17 protein-coding genes are annotated in these 19,012 nt (G+C 74.1%); 10 read left to right on the forward strand and 7 right to left on the reverse strand.

Translation table 11 applies throughout. From position 1 onward, the window contains the following. Positions 1-54: 54 nt before the first annotated feature. On the forward strand, positions 55-417 hold the full coding sequence (locus tag ACL02O_RS01415; RefSeq protein ID WP_412816067.1) for a DUF742 domain-containing protein: 363 nt from the start codon (positions 55-57) through the stop codon (positions 415-417). Further along, complete coding sequence (locus ACL02O_RS01420) at positions 398-1,015, forward strand: GTP-binding protein (RefSeq protein WP_412816068.1); 618 nt, start codon at positions 398-400, stop codon at positions 1,013-1,015. The genes ACL02O_RS01415 and ACL02O_RS01420 overlap by 20 nt, the downstream gene beginning before the upstream one ends. A gap of 51 nt (positions 1,016-1,066) precedes the next feature. Here the strand turns inward: ACL02O_RS01420 and ACL02O_RS01425 are convergent, their stop codons facing one another. From ACL02O_RS01425 to ACL02O_RS01445, 5 genes are all read right to left on the reverse strand, one after another. Beyond that, positions 1,067-2,155: a uroporphyrinogen-III synthase gene (locus tag ACL02O_RS01425; protein WP_412816069.1), complete on the reverse strand. Its 1,089-nt coding sequence runs from the start codon at positions 2,153-2,155 to the stop codon at positions 1,067-1,069. Then, entirely contained in the window at positions 2,155-2,502 is a 348-nt protein-coding gene (nirD, locus tag ACL02O_RS01430) for a nitrite reductase small subunit NirD (protein ID WP_412816070.1), read from the reverse strand. The genes ACL02O_RS01425 and nirD overlap by 1 nt, the downstream gene beginning before the upstream one ends. Before the next feature lie 76 nt (positions 2,503-2,578). Further along, positions 2,579-5,107: a nitrite reductase large subunit NirB gene (nirB, locus tag ACL02O_RS01435; RefSeq protein ID WP_412816071.1), complete on the reverse strand. Its 2,529-nt coding sequence runs from the start codon at positions 5,105-5,107 to the stop codon at positions 2,579-2,581. A gap of 127 nt (positions 5,108-5,234) precedes the next feature. Further along, positions 5,235-6,686: an FAD-dependent oxidoreductase gene (locus ACL02O_RS01440; protein ID WP_412816072.1), complete on the reverse strand. Its 1,452-nt coding sequence runs from the start codon at positions 6,684-6,686 to the stop codon at positions 5,235-5,237. After that, positions 6,683-8,791 carry a molybdopterin oxidoreductase family protein gene (locus ACL02O_RS01445; protein WP_412816073.1) on the reverse strand — a complete coding sequence of 703 codons (2,109 nt, stop codon included), beginning with the start codon at positions 8,789-8,791 and terminating at the stop codon, positions 6,683-6,685. Before ACL02O_RS01445 ends, ACL02O_RS01440 begins: the two co-directional genes overlap by 4 nt. A 146-nt stretch (positions 8,792-8,937) precedes the next feature. Here ACL02O_RS01445 and ACL02O_RS01450 point away from each other — a divergent pair, with 146 nt between their 5' ends. From ACL02O_RS01450 to glmM, 7 genes are all read left to right on the forward strand, one after another. Further along, positions 8,938-9,633, forward strand: a complete 696-nt coding sequence (locus ACL02O_RS01450) for a class I SAM-dependent methyltransferase (RefSeq protein WP_412816074.1) — start codon at positions 8,938-8,940, stop codon at positions 9,631-9,633. Between the two features lie 144 nt (positions 9,634-9,777). Beyond that, positions 9,778-10,038 (forward strand): DUF6364 family protein, encoded by a 261-nt coding sequence (locus ACL02O_RS01455; RefSeq protein ID WP_412816075.1) that lies wholly within the window; start codon positions 9,778-9,780, stop codon positions 10,036-10,038. Next, positions 10,016-10,321 carry a hypothetical protein gene (locus ACL02O_RS01460; protein ID WP_412816076.1) on the forward strand — a complete coding sequence of 102 codons (306 nt, stop codon included), beginning with the start codon at positions 10,016-10,018 and terminating at the stop codon, positions 10,319-10,321. Before ACL02O_RS01455 ends, ACL02O_RS01460 begins: the two co-directional genes overlap by 23 nt. Positions 10,322-10,512: 191 nt before the next feature. Beyond that, positions 10,513-11,877: an MFS transporter gene (locus ACL02O_RS01465; RefSeq protein ID WP_412816077.1), complete on the forward strand. Its 1,365-nt coding sequence runs from the start codon at positions 10,513-10,515 to the stop codon at positions 11,875-11,877. Between the two features lie 209 nt (positions 11,878-12,086). After that, a complete protein-coding gene (gene rplM, locus ACL02O_RS01470) occupies positions 12,087-12,530 on the forward strand; it encodes a 50S ribosomal protein L13 (protein ID WP_412816078.1) in 444 nt (147 codons plus the stop codon). A 20-nt stretch (positions 12,531-12,550) separates the two neighbouring features. Continuing rightward, on the forward strand, positions 12,551-13,015 hold the full coding sequence (rpsI, locus tag ACL02O_RS01475; protein ID WP_412816079.1) for a 30S ribosomal protein S9: 465 nt from the start codon (positions 12,551-12,553) through the stop codon (positions 13,013-13,015). A 117-nt stretch (positions 13,016-13,132) separates the two neighbouring features. Next, positions 13,133-14,488 carry a phosphoglucosamine mutase gene (glmM, locus tag ACL02O_RS01480; protein ID WP_412816080.1) on the forward strand — a complete coding sequence of 452 codons (1,356 nt, stop codon included), beginning with the start codon at positions 13,133-13,135 and terminating at the stop codon, positions 14,486-14,488. A 200-nt stretch (positions 14,489-14,688) separates the two neighbouring features. Here the strand turns inward: glmM and ACL02O_RS01485 are convergent, their stop codons facing one another. Then, positions 14,689-15,438: an ABC transporter ATP-binding protein gene (locus ACL02O_RS01485; protein WP_412816081.1), complete on the reverse strand. Its 750-nt coding sequence runs from the start codon at positions 15,436-15,438 to the stop codon at positions 14,689-14,691. A gap of 2 nt (positions 15,439-15,440) precedes the next feature. Continuing rightward, positions 15,441-18,269 carry an FtsX-like permease family protein gene (locus ACL02O_RS01490; protein ID WP_412816082.1) on the reverse strand — a complete coding sequence of 943 codons (2,829 nt, stop codon included), beginning with the start codon at positions 18,267-18,269 and terminating at the stop codon, positions 15,441-15,443. A gap of 97 nt (positions 18,270-18,366) precedes the next feature. On the opposite strand from ACL02O_RS01490, the gene ACL02O_RS01495 reads away from it, so the two are divergent. Next, complete coding sequence (locus ACL02O_RS01495) at positions 18,367-18,972, forward strand: helix-turn-helix transcriptional regulator (RefSeq protein WP_412816083.1); 606 nt, start codon at positions 18,367-18,369, stop codon at positions 18,970-18,972. Positions 18,973-19,012: the final 40 nt, after the last annotated feature.

Consider the following 19,012-nt stretch of genomic DNA (forward strand, 5'->3'; position numbering starts at 1 on the left):
TGACGGGACGATCCGGAGCCGGCGTGGCTCCGTACGGAGGGAGGTGATCGCGGCATGGAACCACGGCGGGATCCGCGTGGTGCGCTGGTGCGACCGTACGCGGTCACCCGCGGCCGCACCGAGCCGCTGCAGAACATCGCGCTGGAGGCGGTGCTGTCCTGCAGCGCCACCCAGTGCGCCGAGGCGCGGTTCGCGGGGCACGACAAGTACCGCATCGCCACGGTCTGCGAGGGCCGGGCACAGTCGCTGGCGGAGATCGCCGCGTACACCCGGTTGCCGCTGGGCGTCAGCCGGGTGCTGGTCGCCGACATGGTGGCCGAGGGGCTGCTGACGCTACACACTGCCGCTCCCGCGACGGGCTTCGCGGCGCGGATGAACCTGCTTGGAAGGGTGCTGAGTGGACTTCGCGAACTATGACCCCGCCGGGGCGAGCCGCAGCCGGGAGATCATCTCCGCGAAGATCGTCATCGCGGGCGGCTTCGGGGTGGGCAAGACGACCCTGGTCGGTGCGATCTCCGAGATCCAACCGCTGACCACCGAGGCGCTGATGACCGCGGCCGGCGTGGGCATCGACGACCCGTCGAAGGTGCCGGGCAAGGAGACCACCACGGTCGCCATGGACTTCGGCCGGATCACCATGGCCGAGGACCTGATCCTGTACCTCTTCGGCACGCCGGGCCAGACCCGCTTCTGGTTCATGTGGGACGAGATCATCCGGGGTGCGGTGGGTGCCGCCGTCCTGGTGGACACTCGGCGGATCACCGACGCCTTCGCCCCGCTTGACTACTTCGAGAACCGGAACCTGCCGTACGTGGTGGCGTTGAACCGGTTCGACGGCGCGCCGCAGTACGAGCCGGAGGAGGTCCGCGAGGCGCTGGCCATCCCGTCGGACGTGCCACTGGTGATGTGCGACGCCCGGCAGCGGGACTCGGTCAAGCAGGTGCTGGTGACCGTCGTCGAGCACGCCATGCTCCGCCTCCAGAGCGAGCACGGCTACCCGGCGTCGGTCGGCTGACCATCGGACCGCCGGCGCGGCTGCCGGGCCCGCGCCGGCTCCGGGTGACGTTCAGTCGACCCGGAGCCGGTAGCCGCGCTTCACCACGGTCTGCACCACGCGAGGGGCCCGCAGCCCGACCCGCAGCCGGGCCACCGCCATCTCCACCGCGTGCTCGTCCGCGCCGCGGGGCAGCGTCCGCAGCAGCGCGGTGCGGGAGAGCACCTTCCCGGGCGATGCGGCGAGTGCCCGCAGGACCGCCATCGGGGCCGGGGCGAGCGGTCGCAGCTCCCCGTCAACCACGGCCGCGTGCCCGCGCAGGGTCAGCAGGTGCCCGCCCGCCTTCACCGTGACCGTCCGCCGCGGCAGCTCGTCGACGATCGTCCGGACCAGGGCCCCGAGCCGGGCCCGGTTGGGGGCGCTCACCGGCACCCCCCGCCGCACCAGCGGCTCGGCGGTGACCGCGCCGACGCAGCTGGCCAGCACGTCCCCCCGAAGCGCCTCCAGCACCGTCTCGGTCCGATCCCCGGCCGCCCGCAGCAGCGCCTCCGCCGCCGGCGCGGAGGTGAACGTGACCGCGTCGACCAGGCGCCCCGCCACCAAATCGATCAGCCGGTGCAGCGGGGCGGGGTCGGTGGGCGGCGCCCAGCGGTAGACCGGCACCTCGATCACCGTGGCCCCCGCCGCCTCCAACGCCTCGGTGCATTCCGGCTGGCGGTCGCCGTGCAGCTGCATGGCGACCACCTGGCCGGCCACGCCCCGCCGGATCAGGTGGGCGGTCACCTCCTCGCAGCTCTCCGAGGCCGGCGACCAGTGCTCCCGCAGGCCGGCGGCCCGGATCGCGCCGGTCGCCTTCGGGCCGCGGGCCACCACGTACGACCGGCCGAGCACGCCCCGCAGCGGCTCGGCCAGCCCCCACCCCTCGGCCGCCTCCAGCCAGCCGCGCATCCCGATACCGGTGTTGGCCATCAGGACGTCCGGCGGGCGGTCGAGGCAGGCCCGGGTGGCCTCGCGCAGGTCGGTGTCGTCGGCGAGCGGCACGATCCGCAGCGCCGGGGCGAGTACCACCCGCGCGCCACGCCGCTGGAGCAGCGCGGCCAACTCGTCGCGCCGCCGGTCGGCGGTGACCCCGATGGTGAAGCCGGCCAGTTCTTCCCGCATCACTCCTCCTGTCGCAGCCGCACCTCGATCAGCCCGTCCCGGCAGCGCGTCTCGTGCCGGCGCAGCGCCACGCCGGGAAGGTCGAGGCACCGCCCGGTACGCAGGTCGTAGACCTGCTTGTGCAGGGGGGAGGCGAGCGTCGGCGCGCCGCCGCGGCTGCCCACGATCCCTCGGGACATCACGTACGCGCCCCCGACCGGGTCCAGGTTGTCGACCGCGTACAGCTCGCCGCCGGTCCGGAAGAGCGCGACCTGCACGCCGTCCACCAGGGCGGCCACCCCGCGGTCGGGATCGAGCCGGTCGAGCGGGCAGACCGGCGTCCAGTCGAGAGTGGGCAGGGGGCTCATCGGGTCACCTCGCTTCGTGCGGTGCCGCGACGGCGCGCCGCGGCACGGTGCTGGCTGACTGGCGCGCCGCGCCCGCTCATCGGCGTACCTCCGGAAGGCCGAGCGTGACGGGCCGGCGGTGGTCGGCGTCGGGTGCCGGCGGGGTCCCGCGCGCGGGCACCGGCTGGCCGCGTTCGACCGTGAAGGTGATGGACGGGTCGGGAACGTCCGGGGCGTTGACGAAGGAGGTGAAGCGGCGCAGCCGCTCCGGGTCCTCCAGCACGTCCCGCCACTCGTCCGAGTACGACGCGACGTGCCGGGCCATGGCCGCGTCGAGATCGGCGCAGAGCCCCAGCGAGTCGTCCACGAGCACCGCCCGCAGGTGGTCGAGGCCGCCGTCCATCGCCTCGATCCAGGCGGCGGTGCGCTGCAACCGGTCAGCGGTGCGGATGTAGTACACGAGGAATCTATCGATCAGCTGGATCAGCGCTGCTGTGGACAGGTCGGTGGCGAACAGGTCGGCGTGCCGGGGCCGGAAGCCGCCGTTGCCGCCGACGTAGAGGTTCCAGCCGGTGTCGGTGGCGATGACGCCGAAGTCCTTGCCGCGGGCTTCGGCGCACTCCCGCGCGCAGCCCGAGACCGCCGCCTTGAGCTTGTGCGGGGCGCGCAGGCCCCGGTAGCGCAGCTCCAAGGCGACGGCCAGCCCGACCGAGTCCTGCACCCCGTAGCGGCACCAGGTCTCGCCGACGCAGGACTTCACCGTGCGCAGCGCCTTGCCGTACGCGTGGCCGGACTCGAAGCCGGCGTCGACCAGCCGGCGCCAGATCTGCGGGAGCTGCTCGACCCGGGCCCCGAACAGGTCGATCCGCTGCCCCCCGGTGATCTTGGTGTAGAGCCGGAAGTCCCGGGCCACCTCGCCGATCACGATCAGCTTCTCCGGGGTGATCTCCCCGCCCGGGATCCGGGGCACCACCGAGTAGCTGCCGTCGCGTTGCAGGTTGGCCAGGAAGTGGTCGTTGGTGTCCTGCAGGGACGCCTGCTCGCCGTCGAGCACGTGCCCGGTGCCGAGGGAGGCGAGGATCGAGGCCACCACCGGCTTGCAGATGTCGCAGCCCCGCCCCCGCCCGTGCTCGGCGATGAGCTGGGAGAAGGTCCGGATGCCGCGGACCCGGACGATGTCGAACAGCTCCTGCCGGCTGGCGTCGAAGTGCTCGCAGAGTGCGGTGGACTGCTTCACCCCGGCCGCGTCCAGCAGTTGCTTCAGCATCGGCACGCAGGATCCGCAGCTCGTGCCGGCCCGGGTGCACGCCTTCAGCGCCGGCACGTCGGCCGCCCCGCCGGCGATCGCCGCGTCGAGCTGCGCCCGGGTCACCGCGTTGCAGGAGCAGACCTGGGCGGTGGCCGGCAGCGCGGCGGCCCCGGCGCCCGCGCCGCCGGCCGGGGCCAGCAGCGCCAGCGGGGGCGCGGGCAGCGGCCCGCCGACGCTCGCCCGCAGCGTCGGGTACGCGCTCGCGTCGCCGACCAGCACGCCGCCGAGCAGCGTCTGCGCGTCGTCGGAGAGGACCAGCTTCGCGTACGCCCGGGCGGCCGGGTCGGTGAAGGTGACGTCGAGGCAGCCGGGGGTGGCGCCATGGGCGTCGCCGAACGACGCCACGTCCACGCCGAGCAGCTTGAGCTTGGTGGCGGTGTCCGCGCCGGGGAAGGTGGCCGTCCCGCCGAGCAGTCGATCGGCCGCCACCTCGGCGGTCGCGTACCCGGGGGCGACCAGGCCGTGGCAGGTGCCGTCCACGGCGGCGCACTCGCCGACCGCCCAGATCCGCTCGTCCGCCGTCCGGCAGGTGGCGTCCACCAGCACGCCGCCGCGCGGGCCGAGCGGCAGCCCGGCCGCGCGGGCCAACTCGTCCCGGGGCCGGATGCCGGCGGCCACCACCACCAGGTCCGCGTCGACCGTGCGGCCGTCGGAGAGCTCCAGCGCGCCGACCGCCCCGTCCGGGCCGGGCCGCAGCGCGGTGGTGGCCACCCCGAGGTAGGGCGTGACGCCCAGCTCCTCGACGTACCGGCGGAGCATCGCCCCGCCGGCCTCGTCCACCTGCACCGGCATCAGCCGGGGCGCGAACTCGACCACGCTGGTGTCCAGCCCCAGCAGGCGCAGCGCGTTCGCCGCCTCCAGGCCGAGCAGCCCGCCGCCGATCACCGCGCCGGTCCGCCGGCCCGCGGCGTGCACCCGGATCGCCGCCAGGTCGTCCAGCGTCCGGTAGCCGAAGACCCCCGGCAGGTCGGTGCCGCCCACCGGGGGCACGAAGGGGTACGACCCGGTGGCCAGCACCAGCGCGTCGTACGGGTGCTCGCCGGCTGCGGTGAGCACCACCCGCCGCTCCCGGTCGACGCCGAGGACCGGCTCGCCCAGGCGCAGCTCCACCCCGTCGTCGGGGGTGTGCAGGTTCAGCTCCTCGGCGCTCACCCCATCGAAAAAGGCCGAGAGCCGCACCCGGTCGTACGCCGGTCGCCGCTCCTCGGCGAGCACCGTCACCCGCCAGCGCCGGTCGTGGTCCCGGGCCCGCAACGCCTCGACGAAACGCTGCCCGACCATGCCGTTGCCGACGACCACCAGCCTGCCGCCGCTCATCGCGTCACCTCCACGCGGTCCGTCGCGTCACCTGACCCCGCCGGCGCTCCGCCCGCGCGGTCGCCGGGTCGTCCGGCCCGGTCGCGCCGCACGGGTCGTCGCCCGTCGGCTGCGCGCCCGGCCCCGTTCATCGCGCCGCCACCGGATCCGCCTCGGCGAGCCAGTCGGCGATGCCGGCGACCGCGTCCCGGCACCCGCCGCAGCCGGTGGCGGCGCGGGTCCCCGCCGACAGTTCCGCGACGGTCCGGGCGCCGGAGCGCCAGCACGCCACCAGCGCGCCCTTGCTCACGTCGTTGCACTGGCACACGGTGGCCGCGTCCGGCATCAGCGCCGGGGAGGCGGCGGGGGCGGCCGGGGTGGCGCCGAACGCCCGCCCGAGCAGCAGCGAACGCCGGTCCGCCGGCACCGGGGCGCCCCGGTCGAAGAGCTGTACCACCATGCCGACCGCCGGGTTGTCGCCGAGCAGGATCGCCCCGGTCAGCCGCTCGTCGCGGATCCGCAGCCGGGCGTACGTGCCCCGGGCCGGGTCGGCGAAGGTCAGCTCCTCGACGGGCGTGGCGGCGTCGGTTGCGTCGGCCGGGGCGGCGTCGGTGGCGTCGCCCATCGCGGCCAGGTCGATGCCGGCCGCCTTGAGCCGGGTCACCGCCGGGCGGGGCTGGTAGCGGGCCAGCGGGTCCGCCCCGGCCAGCACGTCGGCGACCACCCGGGCCTGCGCCCAGGCCGGGGCGACCAACCCGGTCAGCGTTCCGTCGTGCTGGGCGCAGTCGCCGATCGCCGAGATCCGCCGGTCGCTGGTCCGCATCCGGTCGTCCACCACCACACCCCGGTCCACGGCCAGCCCGGCGTCGGCGGCCAGCGCGGTGTCGGGCCGTACGCCGCAGGAGAGGACCAGCAGGTCGGCGGTGAGGGAGCGGCCGTCGGCGAGGTCGAGGCGGATCCGGTCGCGGTCGGCAGCCACCGCCACCGCCGGGACGGCCAGCGCGGTCCGCACGCCCAGCCCGGCCAGGGTGCTGGCGAGCACGGTGCCGGCGGCCGGGTCGAGCTGCCGCTCCATCAACCACGGCATCGGGTGCACCACGGTCACGTCCAGCCCCCGGGCGGCGAGCCCGCGGGCCGCCTCCAGCCCGAGCAGCCCGCCGCCGAGCACCAGGGCGCTGCGCGCGTCCCGGGCGGCGGCGAGGATCCGCCGGCAGTCGTCCAGGGTGCGGAACGGGACCACCCGCTCGGGCAGCGGGTCGAGTCCGGGCAGCGGTGGCACCACCGCCCGGCTGCCGGTGGCCAGGACCAGATGGTCGTAGCCGTGCCGGTCACCGTCGGCGGTGCGTACTTCCCGGGCGGTCCGGTCGATCGCGGTGACCGCCACCCCGGTCCGTACGTCCACCCCCTGCCCGGCGACCTCGGCCAGCTCCACGTCCGGCTCGTCGATCTTCCCGGCGAGCAGGGTGGAGAGCATGATCCGGTTGTACGCCCGGTGCGGCTCCGCCCCGAGCACGGTGACCTTCCGGTCCCCGTCCCGCGCGTGCAGCTCGGCGGCGAGCCGGGCACCCGCCATCCCGTAACCGACGATGACGACATTCATGCCCTCTCCACCCGTACGGCGCAGATCTTGAACTCCGGCATCCCGGAGACCGGGTCGACGGCGTCGTTGGTGACCGAGTTGGCCCGGGCCGTGCCCGGCCAGTGGAACGGTGCGAAGACCGTGTCCGGCCGGATCGCCGGGCTGAGCCGGGCCGGCGCGCGCAGTTCGCCCCGGCGGGAGACCACCCGAACCTCGTCCCCGTCGGCCACGCCCAGCCGGTCGGCCAGGTCGGGGTGCAGCTCGACGAAGCCGCCGGGCGCGGCCCGGCGCAGCGCGGCCACCCGCCGGGTCTGCGCGCCGGACTGGTACTGGGCGAGCACCCGGCCGGTGGTGAAGTGCAGCGGGTACTCGGCGCAGACCGGCTCGGCGGCCGGCCGGTGGCGCACCGCCCGGAACCGGGCCCGGCCGTCCGGGGTGGGAAAACGGTCGGCGAAGAGCCGGGGGGTGTCCGGGCCGGCCGGGTCGGGACAGGGCCAGAAGACGCCGGTGTCGGCGTCGATCCGGTCCCAGGTGACCCCGGCGTAATCGGCCGGCCCGCCGGCCGAGGCCCGGCGCAGCTCGGTGAAGACCGCCGCCGGGTCGGTGGGGAAGTGACCCCGGGCGGCCAGTCGGGCGGCCAGGTCGGCGAGGACCTCCAGGTCGGTGCGGACGCCGGGCGGGGGTTCGCGCAGCGCCCGGCGGCGCAGCACCCGACCCTCCAGGTTGGTCATCGTGCCGTCCTCCTCGGCCCACTGCGCGACGGGCAGCACCACGTCGGCCAGCGCGGCCGTCTCGGAGCGCAGGAAGTCGGCCACCACCAGCAGGTCCAGGTCGCGCAGCCGGGACTCGACCCGGGCCGCGCGGGGCGCGGACACCACCGGGTTGGAGCCGAAGACCAGCAGCGCCCGCGGGCCGGTCGCGGTGCCGAGCGAGTCCAGCAGGGCGTACGCGGGCACCCCCGGTCCGGGCAGGTCGTCGGCGGGTACGCCCCAGACCCCGGCCACGTGCGACCGGGCCGCCGGGTCGTCGATCCGCCGGTAGCCGGGGAGTTGGTCGGCCTTCTGCCCGTGCTCCCGGCCGCCCTGCCCGTTGCCCTGCCCGGTGAGGCAGCCGTACCCGGAGCCGGGGCGGCCGGGCAGGCCCAGGGCGAGCGCCAGGTTGATGAAGGCGGTGACCGTGTCCACCCCCTTGGCGTGCTGCTCCGCGCCCCGGGCGGTGAGGATGACGGCGCGGTCCACGGTGGCCAGCGCGCGGGCGGTCGCCTCCAGGTCGGCCACCGGCACCCCGGAGAGGCGTTCCACCTCGGCCGGCCAGTACCCGGCGACGGTCCGCCGTACCTCCTCGAAGCCGGTGGTCCGCTCCGCCACGTACGTCCGGTCGAGCCAGCCCTCGGTGAGCGCGATGTGCAGCAGGGCGTTGGCCACCGCCAGGTCGGTGCCGGGCAGCGGTTGCAGGTGCCGGGTGGCCTGGCGGGCGGTGGCGGTCAGCCGGGGGTCGATCACGATCAGCTGGCCGCCCCGCTCGCGCTGGTCGGTCAGGTGGCGCAGCAGCGGCGGCATGGTCTCGGCCGGGTTCGCGCCGACCAGCAGCAGGGTGTCCGTCCGGCCGAGGTCGGCGACGGGAAAGGGCAGCCCCCGGTCCACGCCGAAGGCGCGGATGCCGGCTGCGGCGGCCGAGGACATGCACCAGCGTCCGTTGTAGTCGATGTGCCGGGTGCGCAGCGCCACCCGGGCGAACTTGCCGAGCGCGTACGCCTTCTCGTTGGTCAGCCCCCCGCCGCCGAAGACGGCGACGGCGTCCGGCCCGTGCCGGTCCTGGACGGCCCGGAGGCCGGCGGCCACTCGGTCGAGGGCCTCGTCCCAGGTCGCCGGGCGCAGCTCGTCGCCGGGACGGTCGCGCAGCAGCGGGGTGGTCAGCCGGTCCGGGTGGTCGAGCAGTTCGGCGGCGGTCCAGCCCTTCTGGCAGAGGCCGCCCCGGTTGGTGGGGAACTGACGGGGCGTCACCTCGACCCGCCCCCCGGTCTCGCGCAGCGCCATGCCGCACTGGAGGGCGCAGTACGGGCAGTGCGTGGCCACTTCCCGGGGCGGTACCCCCGGTCGCGTCGCCATGCGTGCACCGTCTGTCATGCCCGAGAAGCGTGCCGTCGGGCGGTTTCCGGTCCGGGTCCCTTCTGTTTCGGTCCTGTCAAGAGCGGCTCACACCGCACGGGAGTGACGGGCCGGTCGGCAGGGTCTAGGATGTGAGACAAGTGTCCTGAATGTTGGGAGACGCGATGAGTGTGGCGGACGCGTTCGACGCCGTGGCGGGCAGCTACGACGCGGCCCGGCGACGGCTGGTGCCCTGCTTCGACGCCTTCTACGGCGCCGCGGTCGAGGTGGCCGCGCCGCCGCTGCGCGCGGCCCTCGCCGCCGGGCGCACGCCCGAGGTGCTGGACCTGGGCGCGGGCACCGGCCTGCTCTCCCTGCTGCTCGCCGCGGCGGTCCCCGGGATCCGGGTGACCCTGGTCGACGCCGCGCCCGGCATGCTCGCAGTGGCCACCGGTCACCTGGCGGCCCGGGACGTGCCGCACCGGACGGTGCTCGCCGACCTCGCCGCGCCACTGCCCGCCGGCCGGTACGACGCGGTCGTCTCCGCGCTGGCCATTCACCACCTCGACGACGACGGCAAGCGGTCGCTCTACCGGCGGGCGGCCCGGGCGCTGGTGCCCGGCGGGGTCCTCGTCAACGCCGAGCAGGTGGCCGGCCCGACCCCCGCCCTGGACCGGCGCTACGACGAGGTCTGGACCGCCCGGATCAGCGAACTCGGCTCGGACACCGAGGAGATCGCCGCAGCGCGGGAACGGATGCGGCACGACCGGCCGGCGCCGGTGACCGACCAGTGCGGCTGGCTCACCGACGTCGGCCTGGTCGACGTGGACTGCTTCTTCAAGGAGTGGCGCTTCGCGGTCTTCGGCGGCCGCCGCCCGTGACCGTCGGCGTGGCTTCGCCTCGACCCAGGCGTTGAACCCGACGACCTTGTCACGCGCCCGTGCCCGGACGGGCGCGATGTCCGGTTCGTCGATCGGCGCGAGCGGGGATGACTAACGGTCATACCGGCGGGTAGTCTCGTCGGCATGACCGCCAAGGTGACACTCTCGTTCTCGGACGAGACGATCGAGGAGGCGCGCCGGTTCGCCAAGCGGGAGGGGCTCTCCCTCTCCGCCTGGATGGACCAGGCCGCCCGGGAGAAGGCGCTGCGCGAGGTCTTCACCGCGCACGCCGTCGCCGTCGGCCGGGCCGGGCTGGACCTGGAGTCCGCCGCCCTGGCCGACGCGCAGGAGGCCGCCATCGTCGACGACGCCCTGTTCGGCGGTGGGCGCCCGCGTGCTGCGTAGGGGAGAGGTGTGGCGGATCTCGGGTGCCCGGGAACGCCTCGGTCTGGTGATCAGCTCCGACGTCTACAACTCCACGGACGTACCCATCGTGATGGTGGCCGAGGTGGTCGAGGAGTCACTGCTGCGGGACTCGCCCCTCGCGGTGCAGATGGGCGGGTTCGTGGTCATGCCCGACCGGCTCTCCTCGCCGATGAAGAAGTGGTTCACCGAGTGTGTCGACGTCGCCGACACCGAGACCATGCAGCGGGTGGGGCGGGCCCTGCGCATCCTCCAGGAGATCTGAGCGCCGCCGGAACTCCTCACCATCGGAATCCGGAGCCGGTGCGGCGGCTGTTGCGCGGACGACTTCCCGGACGAACGTCACGGTAATTCCGGCCGCCTACCTTTCGGCCGGGCGTCGTCCCGCGCCGGTCATCCGGCCGGCCCGGGCGGATGCCCTGGACGCCATCCGCCCGGCCGTGAGGAGAACCGCTGATGACCACCATTGCCGAAACCGTGGAGAGCGGCGAGGTCGACCTGCGACGCCGGCCCGGCCGGTGGATCGGCCACTGGTCGCCGGAGGACGCCGGGTTCTGGCGGGCCGCCGGCCGGCGGATCGCCCGCCGGAACCTGATCTTCTCGATCTTCGCCGAGCACATCGGGTTCTCGGTCTGGCTGCTCTGGAGCATCGTCGTCGTCCGGCTCGGTGACGTCGGCTGGCAGCTCACCACCAGCCAGAAGCTGTGGCTGACCGCGGTGCCCAGCGGGGTCGGCGCGCTGCTGCGGCTGCCCTACACCTTCGCGGTGCCGGTCTTCGGCGGCCGGAACTGGACGATCGTCTCCGCGCTGCTGCTGATCCTGCCCTGCACCGGCCTGGCCTGGGCGGTCGAACATCCGGAGATCGGCTACCTGCCGCTGGTGCTGATCGCCGCCACGGCCGGCGTCGGCGGGGGCAACTTCGCCTCCAGCATGGCGAACATCTCGTTCTTCTACCCGGAGCGGGAGAAGGGCTGGGCGCTGGGCCTGAACGCGGCCGGCGGCAACATCGGCGTCGCGGTGGTCCAGTTCCTGGTTCCCCAGGTGATCGTGCTGGGCGGCGGGCTCGCGCTGGCCCGGGCCGGGCTGATGTACGTCCCGCTGGCGGTGGCCGCCGCCGTCTGCGCCTACCTGTTCATGGACAACCTGGCGGAGGCGAAGGCGGACGTCGGGCCGGTCTGGTCCTCGCTGCGGCACCGGGACACCTGGATCATGTCGCTGCTGTACATCGGCACCTTCGGTTCGTTCATCGGCTACTCGGCGGCGTTCCCCACCCTGCTCACCTCGGTGTTCGGTCGCTCCGACATCGCGCTCGGCTGGGCGTTCCTCGGCGCCGGCATCGGGTCGGTGTTCCGCCCGTTCGGCGGCCGGCTGGCCGACTCCGTGGGCGGCGCCCGGGTGACCGTCGGCAGCTTCGTGCTGATGGCGGCGGGGGCGTACGCGGCCCTCTGGTCCGTCGAGCACCGGAACCTGGTGGTGTTCTTCGCCGCGTTCATGCTCCTGTTCGTGGCCACCGGCATCGGCAACGGCTCGACCTACCGGATGATCTCCAAGATCTTCCAGGTCAAGGGCGAGGACCTCGGCGGTTCCCCGGAGACCATGCTGGCGATGCGGCGGCAGGCGGCCGGGGCACTGGGCGTGATCTCCTCGGTCGGCGCCTTCGGTGGCTTCCTCGTCCCGATCTGCTACGCCTGGGCGAAGTCGAACTACGGCGGGATCCAGCCGGCGCTCCGGTTCTACGTCGGGTTCTTCGTGCTGCTGCTCGCGGTCACCTGGGTCGCCTACGTGCGCCCCGGGTCACGGATGGCGCGCGCCGGGGTGTGATCCGTACCATCGTCGAAGCGGGGGGCACGCTCGGTGACCCCCCGTTTTGACCCGCCGCCGGGCGGCCGGGTATCGTTGCCTGCTGTTGTACGACATTCAGAGGCGTGCCGCATCAGGTACGCTTGGTCGTTCGTGCGCGCTGGTTCGGCTGGGAAGCCCCGGTCACCTCGGCGCGCGACCCCAGACCGACGACGAGACAAGGTAGACCTGTGCGTACGTACAGCCCGAAGCCGGGTGAGATCGAGCGTCAGTGGCACGTCATCGACGCCTCTGATGTCGTGCTGGGCCGCCTCGCGACCCACGCCGCCACGCTGCTGCGTGGCAAGCACAAGCCGACTTTCGCGCCGCACGTCGACACGGGCGACTTCGTCGTCATCGTGAACGCGGGCAAGGTCGCGCTGACCGGCAACAAGCGCCAGCAGAAGATCGCCTACCGCCACTCCGGGTACCCGGGTGGCCTCAAGCAGGTCGGCTACGAGGAGCTGCTGAGCAAGCGGCCCGAGCGGGCCATCGAGCTGGCCGTGAAGGGCATGCTCCCGCACAACAAGCTGGGCCGTCAGATGATCAAGAAGCTGAAGGTCTACGCCGGTGCCGAGCACCCGCACGGCGCGCAGCAGCCGGTGCCGTTCGAGATCAAGCAGATCGCGCAGTGAGCGCGGGCGAAGGAATCAGCATGACCGACATCACCGCCACCGAGGTTGCCCCCGAGGCCACCGAGGCGCCGGCGCCCGTCGCCCGCGCGCCTCGTGGCGACCGGCCGATCCAGACCGTGGGTCGGCGCAAGGAGGCCATCGTCCGGGTCCGCATCGTTCCCGGCAGCGGCAAGATCACCTGCAACAGCCGCGACCTCGAGGCCTACTTCCCGAGCAAGGTGCACCAGCAGCTGATCAAGGACCCGCTGGTCACCGCCGAGAAGGCCGAGGCCTTCGACGTGATCGCCAACCTGCGTGGCGGCGGCACCACCGGCCAGGCCGGCGCGCTCCGCCTCGCCATCGCCCGGGCGCTGATCGTCAGCGAGCCGGACGACCGTCCGGCCCTGAAGAAGGCCGGCTTCCTGACCCGTGACGCCCGGGTCAAGGAGAGCAAGAAGTACGGCCTCAAGAAGGCCCGTAAGGCTCCTCAGTACTCGAAGCGCTGATCATCAGCAGCGCCTTGTACTTCTGACGGACGGCCGGGTCCGCCTCCCTTCGCGGGAGGCGGCCCGGCCGTTCGTTTTTCCCCTTCTTCACGGCAGTTCCATCGGAGGTTGGCGGGTATGGGCCGGTTGTTCGGCACGGACGGGGTACGCGGGCGGGCGAACGCGGATCTCACCCCGGAGTTGGCGCTCGCGGTGGCGGTCGCCGCCGCCCACACGCTGGCCGAGACCGACAAGAGTCATCCGCCGCTCGCCGTGGTCGGCCGGGACACCCGGGCCAGCGGCGAGATGCTGGAGGCCGCCGTGGTGGCGGGGCTCACGAGCGCCGGCGCCAACGTGGTGCGGGTCGGCGTGCTGCCCACCCCGGCGGTGGCGTTCCTCACCGCCGAGGCCAAGGCCGACCTGGGCGTGATGCTCTCCGCCTCGCACAACCCCATGCCGGACAACGGCATCAAGCTCTTCGCCGCCGGCGGCCACAAGCTGCCGGACGAGATCGAGATGCGGATCGAGGCGGCCGTCGAGGCGAACGCCACCACCGCCTGGCAGCGACCGACCGGCGCCGGCGTCGGGCGGGTGCACGACCTGCTCGACGGTGCCGACCACTACGTCCAGCACCTGGTCGGCACCGTGCCGCACCGGCTGGACGGGATCAAGGTCGTGGTCGACTGCGCCAACGGGGCGGCCGCCGAGGTCGCGCCGGTGGCCTACCAGGAGGCGGGCGCCGAGGTCGTCGCGATCCACGCGGAGCCGGACGGCCTCAACATCAACGACGACTGCGGCTCGAACCACATCGAGGCGCTGCGCGCCGCCGTGGTCGAGCACGGCGCGCACCTCGGCATCGCCCACGACGGTGACGCCGACCGGTGCGTCGCGGTGACCGCCGACGGCGACGAGGTCGACGGTGACCAGGTGATGGCGATCCTGGCCCTGGCCATGCGGGATGCCGGCGAGCTGACCCGGGACACCCTGGTCGCCACGGTGATGAGCAACCTCGGCCTGCGCCTGGCGATGTCCGCGCAGGGCATCCGGCTGGTCGAGACCAAGGTCGGCGACCGGTACGTGCTGGAGGAGCTGCGCGCCTCCGGCCTCGCCCTCGGCGGCGAGCAGAGCGGGCACATCGTCATGCCCGCGTACGCCACCACCGGCGACGGGGTGCTCACCGCGCTGCACCTGATGTCCCGGATGGCCGCCACCGGCAGGTCCCTGGCCGAGCTGGCCGCCGTCGTCACCAAGCTGCCCCAGGTGCTGATCAACGTGCCGGTCGGCGACCGGACCGTGGGCGCCGCTGCGCCGGCCGTCCGCGCCGAGGTGGAGCGGGCCGAGGCCGAGCTGGGTGAGACCGGCCGGGTGCTGCTGCGCCCGTCCGGCACCGAGCCGCTGGTCCGTGTCATGGTCGAGGCCGCCACCGAGGCGACGGCCCGGTCGGTTGCCGAGCGCATCGCGGAGCAGGTCCGCACCGCCAGCCCGGTCGCCTGACCCGGCTGCGGGTAGCCCGGCACCGGCCGACGCCGCGGACCAGGGCGGTCGCGAGATGTCGACCTCGCTCGACGCTACGAACTTGATGACGTGAACGATTCGGGCGTCGGGCCCAGCCGGTGAATCGTCTGCGTCATCAAGTTCGTAGTCGCAGTTCAACCCTGGCGCCGGTTTGACCCGGTGCCCCGCCAGGTCGGGCGCTACAGGCGCAGCCGGCTGGCCCGGTCGAAGGTGTCGGCGGGGTCCTCGCCGCCGGTGAGATCGACGTCCTCGACGATCCGGCCGTCGCCGAGCCGGACCAGTCGGTCGCAGCGCGCGGCGATGGCCCGCTCGTGGGTGGCGAGCAGGATCGTCATGCCGTGCCGGTCGCGCAGATCGAGCAGCAGGTCGAGGATCTGGGCGCCGGTGGTCGAGTCGAGGTTGCCGGTCGGCTCGTCGGCCAGCAGCAGCCGGGGTGCGCCCATCAGCGCCCGGGCGATCGCCACCCGCTGCTGCTGGCCGCCGGAGAGCTGAGCGGGCAGCGCCCGTTCCCGGCCGGCGAGGCCCACCGCCTCCAGCAGTTCCCCGGCCCGGGTCGCGTGATCGGCGCGGCCCCGGCGGCGGGGCAGCACCGGCGCGATCACGTTGTCCAGCACGGTCAGCGCCGGCAGCAGGTGGTACCGCTGGAAGACGAAGCCGACACCCTGGCGGTACCGGGCCAGGGCCGCCCGGCGCAGCGCGGTCACCTCCACGTCGTCCACCGTCACGGTGCCCCGGTCGGCCTGTTCGATCGCGCCGATGAGATGCAGCAGCGTGGACTTGCCGGACCCGCTCGGCCCGGTCAGTGCCACCACCGAACCGGCGGCGATCTCCACGGACAGGTCGTCGACGGCGGTGAGCCGTTCGGTGCCGCTGCGGAACTCCCGGACCAGTCCGGCCGTCCGCACCGTGCTCCCCGTGGTCGGGTCCATGCTCACTCCTCTGCCAGTAGTCGTGCGGTGGGAAGGCGGCGCAGCAGCGCGGCCGGGACGAGCGCGGCGAGGCAGGTGACCAGCACCCCGGCCAGCCCCACGCCGACCGCGACCAGCACCAGCTCCGCCGGCAGTTCGCCGACCAGCCAGGCCGCCCCGCCGAGCCCGAGACCGGCGCCGGTGAGGGCGCCGAGCACACCGAGGAGGAGCCCCTCGTAGCCGACCAGGCGACCCAGTGCGGCGTCGGTCCACCCGGTCGCGCGCAGCGTGGCCAACTCGGCAGCGCGGTCCCGGACGTTCAGGTAGAGCACGTCCGCGACCGCGGCGGCACCGAGCAGCACCGTGGCCACCGCGGCGAGCGCGTCCGCGCCGCGCACGCTGAGCGAGACGGTGTCGCCGAGCAGGCTGCCCACGATCGCGCCCCGGAACGCGTACGCGGCGGCGGCGACCAGGGCCAGCGCGGCGACCCCGATGGCCAGCGCACCCGCGCCGAGCAGGGTGCGGCCGGGGGTGCGCACCAGGTTCGCCAGGGCCAGGCCGGGCAGGGTGCGGGGTCGGCGTACCCAGCGGGCGGTGGCCACCGGCGGGCGCAGCGCGGCGGCCGGGTGGGCGCGCGCGGCCCGCAGCGCCGGTGCCAGGCCCGCGACCAGCGTCAGCAGCAGGGCCACGGGTACGGCGAGCAGCGCCCGCCGCCAGTCGACGCCGATGCCCAGGGTGGCGCCGAGCGGGAACGCCAGGCCGACGGAGAGCAGGCCGGCGGCCAGGCCCAGGGCGGCCACCTCGCCGAGGATCAGCGCGCCGATCCGGCGGGCCGGCCAGCCGAGGCAGGCGAGCACGGCCAGCTCCGGACGACGGTCCCGGACCGCGGCGGAGACCGCGTTGCCGAGGAAGAGTACGCAGACCACCAGCACCAGCAGGAAGAGCGCCGCGCTCTTGCGGTCGACGGCCTTCGTGATCGTGGACGCCACACCCAACGCCGACCAGTTCTCGGTCAACCGCAGCATCGGGCGGCCGAACGTGCCGGCCGGCAACTCCACGGTCTGCGGGGCGGGGGAGGAGCCGAGGGTGATGTCGACGTCCAGGCCGGTCGCCTGGGCGATCCGCTCGGCGATCAGCCGGACCCGCTCCGCGGAGCGCTCGCTGTAGCCGTGCACGTCGGCGACCCGGACCCGGATCGCGCTGATCGGAGCCTTGAGCTGCGGGCTGCTGCCGCCGGCCAGCAGCTTGGGCACGCTGGCCAGGTTGGTCAGCAGCAGCGGTGGCGCGGACAGGTAGCCGGCCGGGTTGCCGCTCGGCTCCAGCGGCTTGCCGCCCAGCGCGGCCCGGCTCCGGTCGTCGGCACCCTCGGCCCTTGGTGGCTCGTACGTCTCCAGCGGCACCTTGCCGAGGTCGCTGAAGCCGGCCAGCTTCCCCGGATCGAAGACCCCCACCGCCCTCCAGAGGCGGAACGGCGAACTCGACGTCCTCGCCATCTGCAGCGCGCGCACCGGCCGCAGGCCGCGGTCCTCGCTGAGCCACGGACGGGGCAACGGGTTGTAGTCGTGCTCGTTGCCATAGGTCTCGGGGGCCGCGGGCGGTTGGCCGGTGGCGCGGAGGACGCCGTCCGGGAGCTGCTCGTACCGTACGTCGCCGGACTGCACGATCGACTGGAGTTGGCCCACGCAGCACCCGGAGTCGGACAGATCCTCGGTGACCTTGTGGCGGTAGCCGTCGGCGATGTCGTACCGGACGGACCCGGCCGGGTGCCCCGTGGCGCGGTTCAACGTCTCTTCGAGGTCCTCGACGGACACCCCGGCCGGGCTGACGCCGGGCAGCCGGGTGAGGTCGGCGGTGAGCGTCTCGTCGATGAACGGCCGTTCGGTGACCAGCACCGGGAAGGAGTGGTTGACCGCCGAGCCGAGCCGCTTCTCGCCGACGGGCTCGTCGGCGCGGACCGGCCGTCCCGCCACCACCGCGCCGGCGAGCCCGACCAGGCGTTCCTCCGCGGGCGGGTCCACCGCCGCCAGCAGGAACGGCACGGTGACGTCGTGCGTCACCACCAACCGGTCGGCGGTGGCCGAGGGGCCGCTCGAGGTCGTCGCCAGCACGTACGGGGAGCTTTCGAACCGGCCGTCGGGCCGTAGCCGTACCGCGTCCACCTGCCAGTGCTCCCGCTCTGAGTAGGTGCCCGGGTTGCCCAGCAGCGTGAACCGGGGGTCGCACACCGCGAGCGTCCGGCCGTCCGGCAGCACCTCACGCGGCACCGGGCCGCAGGCGTCGCCCCAGGGGTACGAGTTGCCGTCGGAGTACGTCGTCGACGTGCTCGCCACGGGCGCGTCGAGGCGCGGGTAGATGAGCGGATGCTTCGTGACGTACACATACCGGGGTTTCGCCCGGGCGGTCGACAGGCCACGTTCCGCGACGAACGTCGGCACCACCCGGATCACCTGGCGATCCAACGAGCGGTCGACCGCGTCGGTGAGGTCGAGAGGGGCCGGCACCGCAGCGGTCGAATAGCCCAGCATGGCGATCGGGGCGGCCACGTCCACCCCCTCGACGGCCTTCACCTGGTCGTACTGTGCGGTGGTGATGCCGCCGTAGAGGCCGGAGAGATAGTTGGGGCGGACCAGGCGCCGCTCGGCCTCCAGCGGCGTGCGGCTGCCCTTCGGACGGACCAGGATGTCGTACGCGGCGCGGGTGTTCCGCTCCACCGTGCCCGTTACCTGCAGGCGGGAGGTGGTGGTGGCGCCGGTCAGGACGACGAAGCCGGTGGTGGCCACCAGCACGCCGACCAGCAGCGCCACCGACCGTCCCGCACGGCCACGAAGTTGCCCCCAGACGAAGTGGAACATGTCGCGCCTCCCCGTGTGCTGACCCACACTGTGCGCGCTACATTGTCACAATGCAAGGCCCTGCGGGGCCCTGTCCGGAACCGGATCGGAGGAGACGGTGGCGATCCAGCACGCGGTCCTGGCCCTGCTCGCCCGCGGTCCCAGCTACGGCTACGAGCTGAAAGGCGCCTTCGAGGCGGCGGTGGGGCCGCAGTGGGGCCCGCTCAACATCGGGCACCTCTACCAGGTCCTCGACCGGCTCTCCCGGGACGGGCTGGTGGTCGCCGAGCGGCACGCCCAGCCGGTCAAGCCCGACCGGGTGGTCTACGAGATCACCCGGGCCGGCCGTACCGAGCTGGACCGCTGGCTCGCCGAACCGAGCCCGCGCAGCGGCGGGTTCCGGGACGACTTCTTCCTCAAGGTCACCGCCGCCGCTCGGTCGGGCGAGGCGACCACCGTCCGGACCGTGCTCGGCAACCAGCGCGCCCACCTCATGCGGGAACTGCGCAACCTCGACGGGCTGCGCCGCCGGGCCGACGATCCGGTGGTCCGGCTGCTCCTCTCGGCCGCCGGCCGGCACGTCGAGGCCGACCTGGCCTTCGTCGACGACGCCGAGTCGGCGCTGCTCGGCGAGGGTGGAGCCACGCTCGCCGGTCTCGCCGCCGACCGCCCGGCAGCCGCCGCAGGGGGCGGGGAAACCGGGCCGGAGCGCGTCGCCGGCTGAGGGGCCCCGGCGAGCATCGCGGGCCGGCCCGGTGCCGGCG

Origin of the sequence: Micromonospora mangrovicola, from assembly GCF_047200535.1 — a bacterium.
Classification (GTDB): Bacteria; Actinomycetota; Actinomycetes; order Mycobacteriales; family Micromonosporaceae; genus Micromonospora.

Excerpts from the sequence above, each read along its gene's own strand:
- glmM (WP_412816080.1), top strand. The coding sequence starts at position 13,133 with ATGGGCCGGTTGTTCGGCACGGACGGGGTACGCGGGCGGGCGAACGCG.
- ACL02O_RS01465 (WP_412816077.1), top strand. The coding sequence starts at position 10,513 with ATGACCACCATTGCCGAAACCGTGGAGAGCGGCGAGGTCGACCTGCGA.
- ACL02O_RS01485 (WP_412816081.1), bottom strand. The coding sequence starts at position 15,438 with ATGGACCCGACCACGGGGAGCACGGTGCGGACGGCCGGACTGGTCCGG.
- nirB (WP_412816071.1), bottom strand. The coding sequence starts at position 5,107 with ATGAGCGGCGGCAGGCTGGTGGTCGTCGGCAACGGCATGGTCGGGCAG.
- ACL02O_RS01415 (WP_412816067.1), top strand. The coding sequence starts at position 55 with ATGGAACCACGGCGGGATCCGCGTGGTGCGCTGGTGCGACCGTACGCG.
- ACL02O_RS01425 (WP_412816069.1), bottom strand. The coding sequence starts at position 2,155 with ATGCGGGAAGAACTGGCCGGCTTCACCATCGGGGTCACCGCCGACCGG.
- ACL02O_RS01455 (WP_412816075.1), top strand. The coding sequence starts at position 9,778 with ATGACCGCCAAGGTGACACTCTCGTTCTCGGACGAGACGATCGAGGAG.
- ACL02O_RS01490 (WP_412816082.1), bottom strand. The coding sequence starts at position 18,269 with ATGTTCCACTTCGTCTGGGGGCAACTTCGTGGCCGTGCGGGACGGTCG.
- ACL02O_RS01445 (WP_412816073.1), bottom strand. The coding sequence starts at position 8,791 with ATGACAGACGGTGCACGCATGGCGACGCGACCGGGGGTACCGCCCCGG.
- ACL02O_RS01450 (WP_412816074.1), top strand. The coding sequence starts at position 8,938 with ATGAGTGTGGCGGACGCGTTCGACGCCGTGGCGGGCAGCTACGACGCG.
- ACL02O_RS01440 (WP_412816072.1), bottom strand. The coding sequence starts at position 6,686 with ATGAATGTCGTCATCGTCGGTTACGGGATGGCGGGTGCCCGGCTCGCC.
- nirD (WP_412816070.1), bottom strand. The coding sequence starts at position 2,502 with ATGAGCCCCCTGCCCACTCTCGACTGGACGCCGGTCTGCCCGCTCGAC.
- rpsI (WP_412816079.1), top strand. The coding sequence starts at position 12,551 with ATGACCGACATCACCGCCACCGAGGTTGCCCCCGAGGCCACCGAGGCG.